Source organism: Streptomyces sp. NPDC051219 (genome assembly GCF_040682335.1).
Taxonomy (GTDB): domain Bacteria; phylum Actinomycetota; class Actinomycetes; order Streptomycetales; family Streptomycetaceae; genus Streptomyces.
Genome location: NZ_JBFBAS010000009.1, coordinates 66627 through 81256, shown reverse-complemented (window position 1 = coordinate 81256; position 14630 = coordinate 66627). Strand labels below are relative to the sequence as shown.

Sequence of the window (14630 nt, the reverse complement as noted above, 5' to 3'; positions counted from 1 at the left end):
ACAGCGTGACCGACCCTCTCCTGTCCGAACTGCTCGACCTGGCTCTGGAGGCCGCCCGGCAGGCCGGGGATCTGCTGCGTGACGGCCGGCCCGCCGACCTGGGGGTGGCCGCCACCAAGTCCAGCCCCATCGACGTCGTCACCGAGATGGACATCGCGGCCGAGAAGCTGATCACCGGATTCCTCGCGGACCGGCGGCCCGAGGACGGCATCCTCGGCGAGGAGGGCGCGAACACCGCCGGTACCAGCGGCGTCCGCTGGGTCGTCGATCCCCTCGACGGCACGGTCAACTACCTGTACGGCCTGCCGACCTGGGCCGTCTCCATCGCGGCCGAGCAGGGCGGCGAGACGGTCGTGGGTGTCGTCGCGGCCCCGATGCGCGGCGAGACCTACCACGCGGTGCGCGGCGGTGGTGCGTACGCCGACGGGAAGGCCCTGCGCTGCCGGCCCGCCCCGCCGCTCGGTCAGGCCCTGGTCTCCACCGGCTTCAACTACGTCACCCGCGTCCGTACGCACCAGGCGGAAGTGGCCCAGCGCCTCATTCCCCGGCTGCGCGACATCCGGCGCAGCGGTTCGGCGGCGGTCGACCTGTGCGACGTGGCGGCGGGCCGCCTCGACGGCTACTACGAGCGCGGGCTCAGCCCGTGGGACCTGGCCGCCGGCGATCTGATCGCCCGCGAGGCGGGCGCCCTGACCGGCGGCCGCCCCGGCGAGGCGCCGTCGGGCGAGCTGGCGGTGGCGGCGACACCGGGCGTCTTCGAACCGCTGCAGGCGCTGCTCGAGGAGTTCGGCGCCTGGCACGACTAGGGTCTCTCGTTTGGATCAGGCCGGATCAGATCCAAATGAGAGACCCTAGCGAGGGCGGCCTCTCCGGCCTGCCGTCCCGGGCTCCCGGCCGACCGCGGGCGCCCTCGGGCAAGACGAAGGGGCCCGGCACCGTCCCGCGGTGCCGGGCCCCATCAGCCGTGTGACCGGCCGCGACCGGTTGCTGCGAGCTACGCGGCGACGTTCACGCCGTGCTCGGCGGCCAGGCGATGCAGATCGTCCAGCTCTGCCTGCTCGACCTCGGCGAGGAAGTCGTCGCCCGTCTCGCGAGCCAGCGTGAGGTCCGACTCCGTGGTCCTTATGCGCTGCAGAAGTCCTGCGGTGAATGCGTCCATGGGTGCGCCCCCTCGTCGTGGGTCAGTGGCACGGGGGTGTGCCGACGGCGGGAAGATCACCCCTCGAACACGTCGTGGCGCGGCACATACAGGGGGTGATCTCGGGTGTGCAGTCGTCCTCCCCTCCGCCCGCGCCCGAGAAACCTCAACCGACCCGGGAATCCTCGATTTTCCCGCTGCGAGCCCGCGGAGGATCGTCTTACAGCCGGTTTATGGCCGAAAGGGGCAGGATGGAAGCGCTCAGTGAGCGAACCAACCCCGCCTGCCCCGATGGGCCCAGAGGAAGGACAGCGCCGTGCGCGTACTCGTCGTCGAGGACGAGCAGTTGCTCGCCGATGCGGTGGCCACCGGACTGCGCCGGGAGGCCATGGCCGTCGACGTGGTGTACGACGGCGCCGCCGCCCTCGAGCGGATCGAGGTCAACGACTACGACGTCGTCGTGCTCGACCGCGATCTCCCGCTCGTCCATGGCGACGACGTGTGCCGCAAGATCGTCGAACTCGGTATGCCGACCCGCGTACTGATGCTCACTGCTTCCGGTGACGTGAGTGACCGGGTGGAGGGCCTGGAGATCGGCGCCGACGACTACCTTCCCAAGCCCTTCGCGTTCACCGAGCTGACCGCGCGGGTCCGGGCGCTGGGCCGTCGTACCACCGTCGCTCTCCCACCCGTACTGGAGCGGGCCGGCATCAAGCTGGATCCCAACCGCCGCGAGGTGTTCCGGGACGGTAAGGAGGTTCAGCTGGCGCCCAAGGAGTTCGCGGTGCTGGAGGTGCTGATGCGAAGTGAGGGGACAGTGGTGTCGGCGGAGCAGTTGCTCGAGAAGGCCTGGGACGAGAACACCGACCCGTTCACCAACGTCGTGCGCGTGACGGTGATGACGCTGCGCCGGAAGCTCGGCGAGCCTCCGGTCATCGTCACGGTGCCCGGCTCCGGCTACCGGATCTGACCGCCGATGGCCACGACCCCGGCGCCGCCGGCGGCGCCCCCGAAGCCGACCTGGGATCCGCGACAGCCGGAGAGTACGTTCCCCTGGCTGCGGCCGACGATCCGGATACGCCTCACTCTGCTGTACGGCGGCATGTTCCTGATCGCCGGCATCCTGCTGCTGTCGATCATCTATCTGCTGGCGGCCCAGGCGCTGCACGTGGGCAGTGCGCCGCCGTTCAAGATCGTCGACGGAAATCCCAAGGTGACCAGCGCCACTTGCCCGGGCATCGTCGGGGAGCTGAGTATCGACGAGTTCAATGCCGCCATGAGCGCCTGCGTCGACCACCAGCGCCAGCGGGCCCTCGACGACCTCCTCAGCCGCTCGCTGCTCACCCTGCTGGGCCTCAGCGTCATCGCCTTCGCCTTCGGCTACGCCATGGCGGGCCGCGTACTCTCGCCGCTCGGCAAGATCACTCGTACCGCCCGCCGGGTGGCCGGGACCGACCTCACCCGTCGCATCGAGCTGGACGGGCCGGACGACGAGCTGAAGGAACTGGCGGACACCTTCGACGACATGCTGGACCGGCTGGAGCGCGCCTTCACCGCCCAGCAGCGCTTCGTCGGGAACGCCTCGCACGAGCTGCGCACCCCGCTCGCCATCAACCGCACACTGCTGGAGGTGCACCTCTCCGACCCCGGGGCGCCCGTGGAGCTCCAGCAGCTGGGCAAGACACTGCTGGCCACCAACGAGCGCAGCGAGCAGCTGGTGGAGGGCCTGCTGCTGCTGGCACGCAGCGACAACCAGATCGTCGAGCGCAAACCGGTCGACCTCGCCGAGGTCGCCTCGCACGCGGTGGACCAGACCCGTGCGGAGGCCGATGCCAAGGGTGTGGAGATTCTCGGAAAGCGCGCGTCCGCCATGGTCCAGGGCAACGGTGTCCTGCTGGAGCGGATCGCGCTGAACCTGGTGCAGAACGCGGTCCGCTACAACATCCCCGAGGGCGGCTGGGTCGACGTCACCACCGAGGCCCAGCACGGCCAAGCCGTTCTGGTGGTCTCGAACACCGGCCCGGTGGTTCCCGCGTACGAGATCGACAACCTCTTCGAGCCGTTCAGACGCCTGCGTACCGAGCGGACGGGCAGTGACAAGGGCGTCGGACTGGGCCTGTCGATCGCGCGCTCGGTGGCGCGCGCTCACGGGGGCCGTATCATCGCGGAGCCGCGGGAGGGCGGCGGGCTCGTCATGCGCGTCACCCTCCCCATCTGAGATGCTGCTGTGTGTTCGCTTTGCGCGGAATTTTCGGGACCTGTTCCCGAGGGCTCCTTGTGTGATCTATCACAGAGAGGCATTTCAGGCCATCCACTCTCCGTGATCACGGAATCCGCTGGAAAGCCGGGAACGTCCGGGTTTCCGGCGCCCCTGATCACGGGAAGTACACGGGGTGACGCCCGTGCAGTGCACCATCCGGACCGTGTACGGTCCGATCGCCATCCATGCCGATCACCTCTTCAGGGGTGCGGATGGGTGTCGATTGAGTAACAGACCTTGATGTGAGGCAAAATCTCCGCCTCGGGTCGGGCACAAGTCCGGCCTCTCATGCGTTACGTGCGCTGAGACACCGCAAACACCCAGAGGGGGAGAGCGCGACATGGCAACGGACTACGACACCCCACGCAAGACCGACGACGACGTCGATTCGGACAGCCTTGAGGAACTGAAGGCCCGCCGGAACGACAAGTCGACGTCAGCAGTCGACGTCGACGAGTTCGAGCAGGCCGAGGGCCTCGAGCTGCCCGGAGCGGACCTCTCCAACGAGGAGCTGTCCGTTCGGGTGCTGCCTCGCCAGGCCGATGAGTTCACCTGCATGAGCTGCTTCCTTGTGCACCACAGGAGCCAGCTGGCCCGCGAGAAGAACGGTCAGCCGATCTGCCGCGACTGCGACTAGGCACGGCGGCCGTGGCAGGCTCGAAACTGCCCCGGAGGCGTCGCTTCCGGCGGCAGGGTGCATCAGGGACCGCCGAGGGCGGCACAGGCCCGGCTGAGGGCCTTGGCGCCCCGGCCGTGCCTTCCGCCGGGCTGCCGTCGGTCACAGGGGACGACGAGGGCTCCGGGCGGGAGTCCGAGGCCGGCCGGATGCACGCCATGAAGCACGGCGTGCACAAGACGCGCGTGCGCGCCAGGGCCGGACTCGCGCACCTCGCCGACCGGCTCATCGAGAACGCTCCGCGGGTCCCCGTCCGGGATTTGCGGACCCTGCGCAAACAGTTCCCGGGCCTCGGCCCGGAGGAGATCGCAGACAAGCTCATCGCAGGCGCCGCGAACGCCACCTCCACCGTCGGCGCGGGTATCGGTGCGGCGGCCATGCTGCCCGTACCGCCCGCGATGCCGGCCGAGCTGGCGGCCGAGATCACCGCGGTCGCAGCGGTCGAGCTGAAGCTCATCGCCGAGCTCCACGAGGTGTACGGACAGCGGGCTCCCGGAACGCTCAAAGAGCGCGGCCTCGCCTACTTGACCGCCTGGACGGAGGAGCGGGGCATCGACGTGACCAAACCGTCGACCGTGAACGCCGCGCTCGGCGGCCGTATGAAACGCGAGCTCCGCCGGCAGATCATGAAGCGCAGCTTGCGCAACCTGCCCAACCTGATGCCGTTCATGATCGGAGCGACCGTGGGCGCGATGATGAACCGGCGGGACACCAAGAAGCTCGCCGAGAAAGTCCGCAAGGACCTGCGCAGCCGCCAGGTCCCGTGGGACGCGCTGCCCGACCTGCCCCCGCTGGAACAGCCGAAGACCCTGCCCGCGGAACTGCCGGACCATGTCCGCAGGCAGATCGAGGGCTGACCCTCCGGAGGACGTCCGGTCCAGGTCTGAACCGGACTAAACCGACTTCCGGCCGGCTCCGACCGCCGTGAGCGCCGCGGCCAGGGCCTCCGGCTCGCGGGTCGACAGATAGACATACGGAGTGGGGTCCTCCGGGTCCGTCACCTCGATGCGGACCGCGGTCGGGACGTAGCTGCGCAGCAGCATGAAGGCGCGCGGATCCGCCTTGTGCGTACGCCAGGCGCGCGCCCCCTCGCCGTCCAGTACCTCGGGCTCCCCGAGCGCCGAGACCGGAATCCGGGCGTCCCCAGCGATGAGCGAGCCGGCCACCACCCGGAGCCGCGCGGAGCCGTAGGTGCTCACCACGACCGCCGCGAGAGCCGAGCCGCCGATCAGCCCGGCGAGCAGCGGCAGCCCCCCGAACGGCAGGAGCACCAGCCCGCACGAAAGCCCCAGCAGGGCGGCGATGAGCCACCACGAGCGGGGGGCGGTCAGACGTTCGTCATAGGGCGGGACGGCAGGCTGCATAGGACCAAGCTTGGCACGGCGCGACCTGCCCCTATCCGCGCGGGTAAGGTCTGCGCCTGTGAGTGGACGAACTACAGCGCTGACGCCCCCGGCCGACGCCGTGCCACCGGTGCGGCACCCCGACGCCCCGGTCCCCGGCGAGCTCCTCGGTGCGCACTACGCGCACTGCTTCGGCTGCGGCGACGCCCAGCCGCACGGACTGCACCTGGCGGCGCGAGCCGGTGAGGGCGTGAGCGTCACGGCCGAGTTCACGGTCAAGCCCGTCCACCAGGGCGCGCCCGGCCTGGCGCACGGCGGAGTGCTGGCCACGGCGCTCGACGAGACGCTCGGATCGCTGAACTGGCTGCTGCGTGTGATCGCGGTGACCGGCCGGCTGGAGACCGACTTCGTACGGCCCGTGCCCGTGGACACCGTGCTGCACCTCGAGGCCGAGGTCACCGCGGTGGCCGGCCGCAAGATCTATTCGACCGCCGTCGGCAGGATAGACGGACCCGAGGGGCCCGTCGCGGTACGCGCGGAGGCCCTGTTCGTAGAGGTCAAGGTCGACCACTTCATCGACAACGGCCGGCCCGAGGAGATCCAGGCGGCCATGGCCGACCCGGACCAGGTAAGGCGCGCGCGTGCTTTCGAGGTGAACCCCTGATGCGTGACTCCAGGCAAGCCGTTGACGTACTGATCCGGCGCATCGACCCCGAGGTCCCCGTTCCTTCGTACGAACATCCCGGCGACGCGGGCGCGGACCTGGTGACCACCGAGGCAGCTGAGCTCGCCCCCGGCGAGCGGACCGTACTCCCCACCGGTGTCTCCATCGCCCTGCCGGACGGCTACGCGGCCTTCGTGCACCCGCGGTCCGGGCTGGCCGCCCGCTGCGGCGTCGCCCTCGTGAATGCCCCGGGGACGGTGGATGCCGGGTACCGTGGAGAGATCAAGGTGATCGTGGTCAATCTCGACCCGCGCGAGACCGTGCGGTTCGAGCGCTTCGACCGGATTGCCCAACTGGTCGTCCAGCAGGTCGAGAAGGTGCGCTTCCACGAGGTTGCGGAGCTTCCCGGTTCGGCGCGGGCCGAGGGGGGCTTCGGGTCGACCGGCGGTCATGCCGCTGTGGGCGGAGCAAGCGGTGGGCAACAGGGTGGGACTAGATACGCTTCGGTCGTATCCGACCGGGAAGGACAGTGACGTGTTCGGACGTCGCAAGAAGAGCGGTTCCGCTGAGGACGCAGCGGGCGAGGCCGAGCAGGTCGTCGACGGCGTCTCCGGTGACGAACTGGACGCTGACGCTGAGGAGCTCGCTCCTGGCGAGCAGCGCAGGGTGAACCTGCCGCCGGCCCCCCGGCCGGACGGTCCGTGGGACCTCTCCGAGGTCTCCGAGCCCGGCGAGGGCCGGGTGGACCTCGGCGGTCTCTTCGTGCCCGGAGTCGAGGGCATGGAGCTGCGGGTGGAGGTCGCGGGCGACGCGATCGTCGCGGCGACGGTCGTGCTGCGCGACAGCGCTGTGCAGCTGCAGGCCTTCGCGGCGCCCAAGAAGGAAGGCATCTGGGGCGAGGTGCGCGAGGAGATCGCGTCCGGCATCACCCAGCAGGGCGGCATGATCGACGAGGTCGAGGGACCGCTGGGCTGGGAGCTGCGCGCCCAGGTGCCCGTACAGCTGCCTGACGGCACGCACGGAGTACAGCTCGTGCGCTTCGTCGGTGTCGACGGCCCCCGCTGGTTCCTGCGCGGAGTGATCTCCGGGCAGGGCGCGGTGCAGCCGGAGGCCGCCGGTCTGCTGGAGCAGATCTTCCGGGACACGGTCGTCGTACGCGGCGAAGGCCCGATGGCCCCGCGCGACCCGATCGTGCTCAAACTGCCGAACGACGCGCAGATGGTGCCCGAGGGTGTCCAGCAGGAGGACCAGGAGGGTTCACGTTTCTCCGGTGGCATGGGGCAGCTGCAGCGCGGTCCCGAGATCACCGAGGTGCGCTGACCGGAAGTCGCCGGGGCCGGTGGCCCGCATCCCTTCGGAACCCTTGGGGCCTTTGAGGATGCGGCCACCGGCCTTTCCGCAGGCCGGCGCGGCCATTGCCGACCGGTTGCCCGCCTGGCGATACTGGCCCGGCCCAACGAACGCACGGGGGAGTGGACATGACCGAGGGCATCAGCGCGCAGTCCCGCACCGCGGTCGTGGAGGACCCGGCCGGAGGGGCGATGGTGCGGGTGGAGAACCTGCACCGGTCGTACGGGACGGGCGCCTCCGCCGTGCACGCCCTGCGCGGGGTGTCTTTCAGCGTCCCGCACGGCGAACTCGTCGCCCTCAAGGGGCGTTCCGGCTCCGGCAAGACCACCCTCCTCAACCTCGTCGGCGGCCTGGACACCCCCGACAGCGGAAGCGTGACCGTCGACGGCACCGAACTCTCCGGCCTGGGCGAGCACGGCCTCCTCGAACTGCGCCGCGACCGGATCGGCTTCGTCTTCCAGTCCTTCGGGCTGATCCCCATCCTCACCGCCGCCGAGAACGTCGGCGTACCGATGCGGCTGCGCAGGACCGACCCGAAGGTGCGCGAGGAGCGCGTCGCGCTGCTGCTCGCCCTGGTGGGCCTGGCAGACCACGCCGGCCGGCGCCCCGGCGAGCTCTCCGGCGGCCAGCAGCAGCGCGTCGCCATCGCCCGGGCGCTGGCCAACAGACCCGCGCTGCTCATCGCGGACGAGCCGACCGGCCAGCTCGACGCGGAGACCGGGCTCGCGGTGATGGAGCTGCTGCGCGCCGTCGTACGCAGCGAGGGCGTCACAGCGCTGGTGGCCACCCACGACGCGGCGCTGCTGGGGCTGGCCGACCGGGTGCTGGAACTCGGCGACGGTGGCCTCGTAGAGCCGGCCCCCCAGGCCTGAGACCCGGCTGGGCAGAACTGGCTGGGCAGAACTGGCTGGGCAGGACTGGCTGGGCAGGACTGGCAGGACAGGACCGGGACGAGCGCACAGGAACGCATCAGAAACGCGTCAATACCAGCCCGAGCGCGTCCCCTCGCCCGAATTGTCTGGATCCTTGGCCGTAAGGTCGACGCAGCGTATGCAGTGGTATGCGGCTGCAGCTGGAAGACAATGAGGCCATGGGACGCGGCAAACTCCGGATATACCTCGGTGCGGCACCGGGCGTCGGCAAGACGTACGCGATGCTCTCCGAAGCGCACCGCCGCGTCGAGCGGGGCACGGACTGCGTCGTGGCCTTTGCCGAGTGCCACGACAGGGCCCGCACCGAGGTCATGCTGCACGGCCTCGAGCAGCTCCGGCGCCGGGAGATCGGATACCGCGGGACCACGTTCACCGAAATGGACGTGGACGCGTGTCTGGAGCGCCGGCCCGCCGTCGCCCTCGTGGACGAACTCGCGCACACCAATGTGCCCGGCTCCCGCAACGCCAAGCGCTGGCAGGACGTCGAGGAGCTGCTCCGGGCCGGAATCGACGTCATCTCCACGGTCAACATCCAGCACCTGGAATCACTGGGCGACGTCGTCGAGTCGATAACCGGCGTACGCCAGCGGGAGACCGTTCCGGACGAGATGGTCCGCCGAGCGGACCAGATCGAACTTGTCGACATGTCACCCGAGGCGCTGCGCCGCCGGATGGCCCACGGCAACATCTACAAGCCGGAGAAGGTGGACGCGGCCCTCTCCAACTACTTCCGGCCGGGCAACCTGACCGCCCTGCGCGAGCTCGCCCTGCTCTGGGTCGCCGACCGGGTCGACGAGTACCTCCAGCAGTACCGGGGCGAGCACAACATCCGCTCGACCTGGCAGGCCCGCGAACGCATCGTCGTCGGCCTGACCGGCGGCCCCGAGGGACGTACGCTCGTCCGCCGCGCATCCCGTATGGCGGCCAAGGGCTCCGGCAGCGAGATCCTCGCCGTCTACATCGCCCGCAGCGACGGCCTCACCTCGGCCTCACCCAAGGAGCTGGCCGTACAGCGAACCCTGGTGGAGGATCTCGGCGGCACGTTCCACCACGTCATCGGCGACGACGTTCCCAGCGCCCTCCTCGAATTCGCCCGCGGTGTCAACGCGACCCAGATCGTCCTCGGCTCCAGCCGGCGCAGGACCTGGCAGTACGTCTTCGGCCCAGGCGTCGGCGCGACCGTCGCCCGCGATTCCGGTCCCGATCTGGACGTCCACATCGTCACCCACGACGAGGTCGCCAAGGGCCGCGGGCTCCCCGTGGCGCGCGGAGCCCGCCTCGGCCGCTCCCGGATCATCTGGGGATGGCTGGTCGCTGTGGCCGGCCCCGCCCTGCTGGCACTGCTGCTGACCAACGTCGACGCGGACCTCGGTCTCGCCAACGACATGCTGCTGTTCCTGTCCCTGACGGTCGCCGCCGCCCTGCTCGGCGGACTGCTGCCGGCCCTGGCCTCCGCCGCCTTCGGTTCCCTGCTGCTCAACTACTTCTTCACCCCGCCCCTGCACCGCCTCACGGTCGCGGACCCCCGGAACATCGTCGCCATCGTGATCTTCGTGTCGGTCGCCGTCGCGGTGGCCTCCGTGGTGGACCTCGCCGCCCGGCGCACCCACCAGGCCGCCCGGCTGCGGGCCGAATCCGAGATCCTCTCCTTCCTCGCCGGCAGCGTGCTGCGCGGCGAGACCACCCTCGACGCCCTGCTGGAGCGGGTCCGCGAGACCTTCTCCATGGAGTCGGTGGCCCTGCTGGAGCGTGCGAGCGATGTGGATCCATGGACCCGCGCGGGCAGCGTGGGGCCGAAGCCGGTCGGCCGCCCCGAGGACGCGGACGTCGACATGCCCGTCGGCGACCACATGGCACTGGCCCTCTCCGGCCGCGTCCTGCCGGCCGAGGACCGCCGGGTGCTCGGCGCCTTCGCCGCCCAGGCCGTCGTCGTACTCGACCGCCGGCGCCTGGTCGGCGAGGCCGAGGAGGCCCGCCGTCTCGCCGAGGGCAACCGCATCCGCACCGCCCTGCTGGCGGCGGTCAGCCACGACCTGCGCACCCCGCTGGCCGCCATCAAGGCCGCCGTCTCCTCGCTGCGCTCCGACGACGTCGCCTGGTCCGAGGAGGACGAGGCCGAGCTGCTCGAAGGGATCGAGGAGGGCGCGGACCGTCTCGACCACCTGGTGGGCAATCTGCTCGACATGTCCCGGCTGCAGACCGGCACGGTGGTTCCGGTGATCCGCGAGACCGACCTCGACGAGGTGGTCCCCATGGCTCTCGTCGGTGTACCCGACGACAGCGTCGGGCTGGACATCCCCGAGTCGTTGCCCATGGTGGCGGTCGACCGCGGGCTGCTGGAGCGCGCCGTCGCCAACATCGTCGAGAACGCGGTCAAGTACAGCCCCGCCGCCACACCCGTCGCCGTGGCCGCGAGCGCGCTCGGCGACCGGGTCGAACTACGGGTCGTGGACCGCGGTCCGGGCGTCCCGGACGACGGGAAAGAGCGGATTTTCGAGCCCTTCCAGCGTTACGGTGACGCTCCCCGCGGGTCCGGAGTCGGCCTCGGCCTCGCCGTGGCCCGGGGCTTCGTCGAAGCCATGGGCGGCACACTCACGGCCGAGGACACCCCCGGCGGAGGCATGACCATGGTCCTCACCCTCCAGGCCGTGCCGGGTCCCAGTCCCGTACGCTCCCATCTCCCCGCCCAGGTCATCTCGTGACCGGACAGCAGAAAGCAGGCCCACCCATGACCAGGGTGCTCGTGATCGACGACGAGCCGCAGATCGTCCGCGCCCTCGTGATCAACCTCAAGGCGCGCAAGTACGAGGTGGACGCGGCCCCCGACGGCGCGAGCGCCCTTCAGATGGCCGCCGCCCGCCACCCCGACGTGATCGTCCTCGACCTGGGCCTGCCCGACATGGACGGCGTCGAGGTGATCAAGGGCCTGCGGGGCTGGACCCGAGTCCCGATCCTGGTCCTCTCCGCCCGCCAGACCTCCGACGAGAAGGTCGAGGCGCTCGACGCGGGCGCCGACGACTACGTCACCAAGCCGTTCGGCATGGACGAGCTGCTGGCCCGGCTGCGCGCCGCGGTCCGCCGCGCCGAGCCGACCGGCGCGGGCGACGACGAGGGGATGGTGGAGACCGAGGGCTTCACCGTCGATCTGGCCGCGAAGAAGGTGCACCGCGACGGCCGCGACGTACGCCTGACCCCGACGGAGTGGCACCTGCTGGAGGTACTGGTCCGCAACACCGGGCGACTGGTCAGCCAGAAGCAGCTGCTCCAGGAGGTCTGGGGGCCGTCGTACGGCACGGAGACCAACTACCTGCGGGTCTACATGGCGCAGCTGCGCCGCAAGCTCGAGGCCGACCCTTCGCACCCGCGGCACTTCGTCACCGAGCCGGGGATGGGGTACCGGTTCGAGCGGTCCTGACCTTCGCCGGGACGGTCCCCCGGTCCTCCGCACGGCCCTCCGTTCGAGGACCGGCGCCCCGGTAGGCTGGACGCATGAGTGCTGCACCTCGTTCCGAGAAGCCGGCAAAGCCGGCAGGCCGCTTCCGCCGGATGATCGAGCGGCTTTCCACCTCGCAGGAGGATCTGCACTCCGCGGAGCTCCAGGAGGACGCAGAGGCCACGGGGTGTACGCGGATCTGCGATTGTCACGACCGCGAGATAGTGAAGGTGACTGGTACCTTGCGCACGGTCACCCTGCGACCGAGGGCCGGTGTGCCGGCCCTGGAGGCGGAACTGTTCGACGGCTCCGCCGCCCTGGACGTGGTCTGGCTCGGCCGCCGCTCGATCGTGGGCGTAGAACCGGGCCGCAAGATGATCGCGTCCGGCCGGATCTCCATGAGCCACGGACGACGGGTGCTCTTCAATCCCAAGTACGAACTGCGACCGCTCGGACAGGAGTAGCCGGTGACGTCGATCGACAAGCCGACCACGACCGGACAGGACAGCGAGGGCGAGGCGAGAGCCGTGACCGAAGCCGCCCTGTTCGATGCCTTCGGCGGGGTGCGGGGCATGGTGGAGACCGTTCTCCCCGGCCTGTTGTTCGTGACCATCTTCACGATCAACAAGGACCTGCACATCGCGGCCATCGCGGCCCTGGCGGTCTCGCTGCTCCTCGTCGCCGTCCGGCTGATCAGGAAGGACACTGTCAAGCACGCGTTCAGCGGTGTCTTCGGAGTCGCCTTCGGTGTGGTCTTCGCGATGATGACCGGCAACGCCAAGGACTTCTATCTGCCGGGCATGCTCTACACCCTCGGCCTGGCGCTCGCGTACATCATCACCTCGATCGCGGGCGTCCCGCTGATCGGGCTGATCCTGGGCCCGGTCTTCAAGGAGAACCTCTCCTGGCGCACCCGGAACCCGGGCCGGAAGAAGGCGTACACCAAGGCCAGCTGGGCCTGGGGCCTGATCCTGCTCGCCAAGTGCATGATCCTCTTCCCGCTCTACTGGTGGGCGGACACCGAACACCTCGGCTGGGTGCTCGTCGCACTCAAGATCCCGCCGTTCCTGCTGGCGGTCTACCTGACCTGGGTCTTCCTGGCCAAGGCGCCGCCGCCCATCGACGTCTTCGCGGAGATGGAGGCGCAGGAGGAGGCCGAGAAGGAGCGCAAGGCCGCGGCCGCCGCGGCCCAGCAGCGCGAGTTCTGAGGACGCGGAACGTCGAAGGGCCCGGGAAACCGCCGACAGGTTTCCCGGGCCCTTCCGGTATGCGTACCGGCCCGTGGACGGAGTCCCTACGCGGGGCCGGGCGCGGCACTCTCAGCCGGAGGTGTCGACGCGGCGGACCGAGAGCAGGTCCTCCAGCTGTTCCTCGCGCGCCTGGGCGGCCACGAAGAGCAGCTCGTCACCGGGCTCCAGGGTCTCCTCGTCGTTCGGCGTGAGTACCCGGTTGCCGCGGATGATGGTGACCAACGAGGTGTCCTCGGGCCACGCCACATCACCGATCTGGGTGCCCGCCAGCGCCGACTCGGGCGGCAGGGTCAGCTCGACGAGGTTGGCGTCGCCGTGACTGAAGCGCAGCAGCCGTACGAGATCGCCGACGCTCACCGCCTCCTCGACCAGGGCCGACATCAGGCGCGGCGTGGAGACCGCGACGTCGACGCCCCAGGACTCGTTGAACAGCCACTCGTTCTTGGGGTTGTTGACGCGGGCCACGACCCGGGGAACCCCGTACTCGGTCTTGGCGAGCAGCGACACGACCAGGTTCACCTTGTCGTCACCGGTCGCCGCGATCACGACATTGCAGCGCTGCAGCGCGGCCTCGTCCAGCGACGTGATCTCACAGGCGTCGGCCAGCAGCCACTCGGCCTGCGGCACCCGCTCCACCGAGATGGCGGTCGGCGCCTTGTCGATGAGGAGAATCTCGTGCCCGTTCTCCAGCAGTTCGCCCGCGATGGAACGGCCCACCGCGCCGGCCCCGGCGATCGCGACCCTCATGCGTGTGCCTCCTCGGGCCCCTCGGCGAACGCCGCCTCGACCTTTTCGATCTCGTCGGAACGCATCATGACGTGTACCAGGTCGCCCTCCTGCAGCACCGTCTGGGACGTGGGCAGCATGGCCTCGCCCAGCCGGGTGAGGAACGCGACGCGCACGCCCGTCTCGTCCTGCAGCTTGCTGACCTTCTGCCCGACCCAGGAGGGCGAGGTGTGTACCTCCGCGAGCTGCACGCCACCGCTGGGGTCGCGCCACAGCGGCTCGGCACCGGACGGCAGCAGGCGCCGCAGCATCTGGTCGGCCGTCCAGCGGACGGTGGCGACCGTCGGGATGCCGAGGCGCTGGTAGACCTCGGCGCGGCGGGGGTCGTAGATCCGGGCGGCGACGTTCTCGACACCGAACGTCTCGCGCGCGACCCGGGCCGCGATGATGTTGGAGTTGTCGCCGCTGCTCACCGCGGCGAACGCCCCGGCGTCCTCGATGCCGGCCTCGCGCAGCGTGTCCTGGTCGAAGCCGACTCCGGTGACGCGGCGGCCGCCGAAGCCCGAGCCCAGCCGGCGGAAAGCGGTGGGGTCCTGGTCGACGACAGCGACCGTGTGGCCCTGCTGCTCCAGGGTCTGCGCGAGAGCGGAGCCCACTCTTCCGCAGCCCATGATGACGATGTGCACGGCCGTCCTTCCGGCTGTCAATAGTTCTGGCCCGAGAGTTCTGGCCCAGTCCTGCTCAGGTTTAACAGGGTCTCAGACCGCGGCCAAAGCTACACACGCGCGGTCGCACCCGGGACCCCTTGTGCTGTCGGAGTGCCGTCGAGTGCCCTCAAAGCGCCTCGGAATGCCGTCC

General features: G+C 70.2%; 17 protein-coding genes. 13 read left to right on the top strand and 4 right to left on the bottom strand.

Going from position 1 to position 14630, the window contains the following annotated elements; genetic code table 11:
- The first annotated feature begins 5 nt into the window (after nt 1-5).
- Nucleotides 6-806, top strand: coding sequence for an inositol monophosphatase family protein (locus AB0M62_RS13445; RefSeq protein WP_366074408.1), 801 nt, complete (start codon nt 6-8; stop codon nt 804-806).
- Nucleotides 807-994: 188 nt separating this feature from the next.
- On the opposite strand, the gene AB0M62_RS13440 is transcribed toward AB0M62_RS13445, so the two are convergent.
- Nucleotides 995-1159 carry a hypothetical protein gene (locus AB0M62_RS13440; RefSeq protein WP_366074312.1) on the bottom strand — a complete coding sequence of 55 codons (165 nt, stop codon included), beginning with the start codon at nt 1157-1159 and terminating at the stop codon, nt 995-997.
- Nucleotides 1160-1454: 295 nt separating this feature from the next.
- Between AB0M62_RS13440 and AB0M62_RS13435 the strand changes: the two genes are divergently transcribed.
- From AB0M62_RS13435 to AB0M62_RS13420, 4 genes are all read left to right on the top strand, one after another.
- Nucleotides 1455-2108 carry a response regulator transcription factor gene (locus tag AB0M62_RS13435; RefSeq protein ID WP_366074311.1) on the top strand — a complete coding sequence of 218 codons (654 nt, stop codon included), beginning with the start codon at nt 1455-1457 and terminating at the stop codon, nt 2106-2108.
- A 6-nt stretch (nt 2109-2114) separates the two neighbouring features.
- Nucleotides 2115-3356 (top strand): HAMP domain-containing sensor histidine kinase, encoded by a 1242-nt coding sequence (locus tag AB0M62_RS13430; protein WP_366074310.1) that lies wholly within the window; start codon nt 2115-2117, stop codon nt 3354-3356.
- 382 nt (nt 3357-3738) lie between these two features.
- On the top strand, nt 3739-4035 hold the full coding sequence (locus AB0M62_RS13425; RefSeq protein ID WP_114662768.1) for a DUF4193 domain-containing protein: 297 nt from the start codon (nt 3739-3741) through the stop codon (nt 4033-4035).
- 11 nt (nt 4036-4046) lie between these two features.
- Nucleotides 4047-4931: a hypothetical protein gene (locus AB0M62_RS13420; RefSeq protein WP_366074309.1), complete on the top strand. Its 885-nt coding sequence runs from the start codon at nt 4047-4049 to the stop codon at nt 4929-4931.
- A 36-nt stretch (nt 4932-4967) separates the two neighbouring features.
- On the opposite strand, the gene AB0M62_RS13415 is transcribed toward AB0M62_RS13420, so the two are convergent.
- Nucleotides 4968-5438: a DUF3093 domain-containing protein gene (locus tag AB0M62_RS13415; RefSeq protein WP_366074308.1), complete on the bottom strand. Its 471-nt coding sequence runs from the start codon at nt 5436-5438 to the stop codon at nt 4968-4970.
- 58 nt (nt 5439-5496) lie between these two features.
- On the opposite strand from AB0M62_RS13415, the gene AB0M62_RS13410 reads away from it, so the two are divergent.
- From AB0M62_RS13410 to AB0M62_RS13375, 8 genes are all read left to right on the top strand, one after another.
- A complete protein-coding gene (locus tag AB0M62_RS13410) occupies nt 5497-6081 on the top strand; it encodes a PaaI family thioesterase (protein ID WP_366074307.1) in 585 nt (194 codons plus the stop codon).
- Entirely contained in the window at nt 6081-6614 is a 534-nt protein-coding gene (dut, locus tag AB0M62_RS13405; protein WP_366074306.1) for a dUTP diphosphatase, read from the top strand. Before AB0M62_RS13410 ends, dut begins: the two co-directional genes overlap by 1 nt.
- 1 nt (nt 6615) lies before the next feature.
- A complete protein-coding gene (locus tag AB0M62_RS13400) occupies nt 6616-7401 on the top strand; it encodes a DUF3710 domain-containing protein (protein ID WP_366074305.1) in 786 nt (261 codons plus the stop codon).
- 158 nt (nt 7402-7559) lie between these two features.
- On the top strand, nt 7560-8303 hold the full coding sequence (locus AB0M62_RS13395) for an ABC transporter ATP-binding protein (protein WP_366074304.1): 744 nt from the start codon (nt 7560-7562) through the stop codon (nt 8301-8303).
- A 218-nt stretch (nt 8304-8521) separates the two neighbouring features.
- Nucleotides 8522-11065, top strand: a complete 2544-nt coding sequence (locus AB0M62_RS13390; RefSeq protein ID WP_366074303.1) for a sensor histidine kinase KdpD — start codon at nt 8522-8524, stop codon at nt 11063-11065.
- Between the two features lie 26 nt (nt 11066-11091).
- Nucleotides 11092-11778 (top strand): response regulator, encoded by a 687-nt coding sequence (locus AB0M62_RS13385; RefSeq protein WP_366074302.1) that lies wholly within the window; start codon nt 11092-11094, stop codon nt 11776-11778.
- Nucleotides 11779-11852: 74 nt separating this feature from the next.
- Nucleotides 11853-12260 carry an OB-fold nucleic acid binding domain-containing protein gene (locus tag AB0M62_RS13380; RefSeq protein ID WP_366074301.1) on the top strand — a complete coding sequence of 136 codons (408 nt, stop codon included), beginning with the start codon at nt 11853-11855 and terminating at the stop codon, nt 12258-12260.
- Between the two features lie 3 nt (nt 12261-12263).
- The gene (locus AB0M62_RS13375) at nt 12264-13004 is read left to right on the top strand and encodes a DUF3159 domain-containing protein (RefSeq protein ID WP_366074300.1); all 741 of its coding nucleotides are present in this window, start codon (nt 12264-12266) and stop codon (nt 13002-13004) included.
- 111 nt (nt 13005-13115) lie between these two features.
- Here AB0M62_RS13375 and AB0M62_RS13370 read toward each other — a convergent pair whose 3' ends face one another.
- Nucleotides 13116-13793: a TrkA family potassium uptake protein gene (locus tag AB0M62_RS13370; RefSeq protein ID WP_366074299.1), complete on the bottom strand. Its 678-nt coding sequence runs from the start codon at nt 13791-13793 to the stop codon at nt 13116-13118.
- Entirely contained in the window at nt 13790-14458 is a 669-nt protein-coding gene (locus tag AB0M62_RS13365; protein ID WP_366074298.1) for a TrkA family potassium uptake protein, read from the bottom strand. Before AB0M62_RS13365 ends, AB0M62_RS13370 begins: the two co-directional genes overlap by 4 nt.
- Nucleotides 14459-14630: the final 172 nt, after the last annotated feature.

Bases quoted from the DNA above. Each gene is read 5' to 3' on its own strand.
- AB0M62_RS13380 (WP_366074301.1), top strand. From the start codon at position 11,853: ATGAGTGCTGCACCTCGTTCCGAGAAGCCGGCAAAGCCGGCAGGCCGC.
- AB0M62_RS13440 (WP_366074312.1), bottom strand. From the start codon at position 1,159: ATGGACGCATTCACCGCAGGACTTCTGCAGCGCATAAGGACCACGGAG.
- AB0M62_RS13425 (WP_114662768.1), top strand. From the start codon at position 3,739: ATGGCAACGGACTACGACACCCCACGCAAGACCGACGACGACGTCGAT.
- dut (WP_366074306.1), top strand. From the start codon at position 6,081: ATGCGTGACTCCAGGCAAGCCGTTGACGTACTGATCCGGCGCATCGAC.
- AB0M62_RS13415 (WP_366074308.1), bottom strand. From the start codon at position 5,438: ATGCAGCCTGCCGTCCCGCCCTATGACGAACGTCTGACCGCCCCCCGC.
- AB0M62_RS13390 (WP_366074303.1), top strand. From the start codon at position 8,522: ATGGGACGCGGCAAACTCCGGATATACCTCGGTGCGGCACCGGGCGTC.
- AB0M62_RS13385 (WP_366074302.1), top strand. From the start codon at position 11,092: ATGACCAGGGTGCTCGTGATCGACGACGAGCCGCAGATCGTCCGCGCC.
- AB0M62_RS13430 (WP_366074310.1), top strand. From the start codon at position 2,115: ATGGCCACGACCCCGGCGCCGCCGGCGGCGCCCCCGAAGCCGACCTGG.
- AB0M62_RS13395 (WP_366074304.1), top strand. From the start codon at position 7,560: ATGACCGAGGGCATCAGCGCGCAGTCCCGCACCGCGGTCGTGGAGGAC.
- AB0M62_RS13370 (WP_366074299.1), bottom strand. From the start codon at position 13,793: ATGAGGGTCGCGATCGCCGGGGCCGGCGCGGTGGGCCGTTCCATCGCG.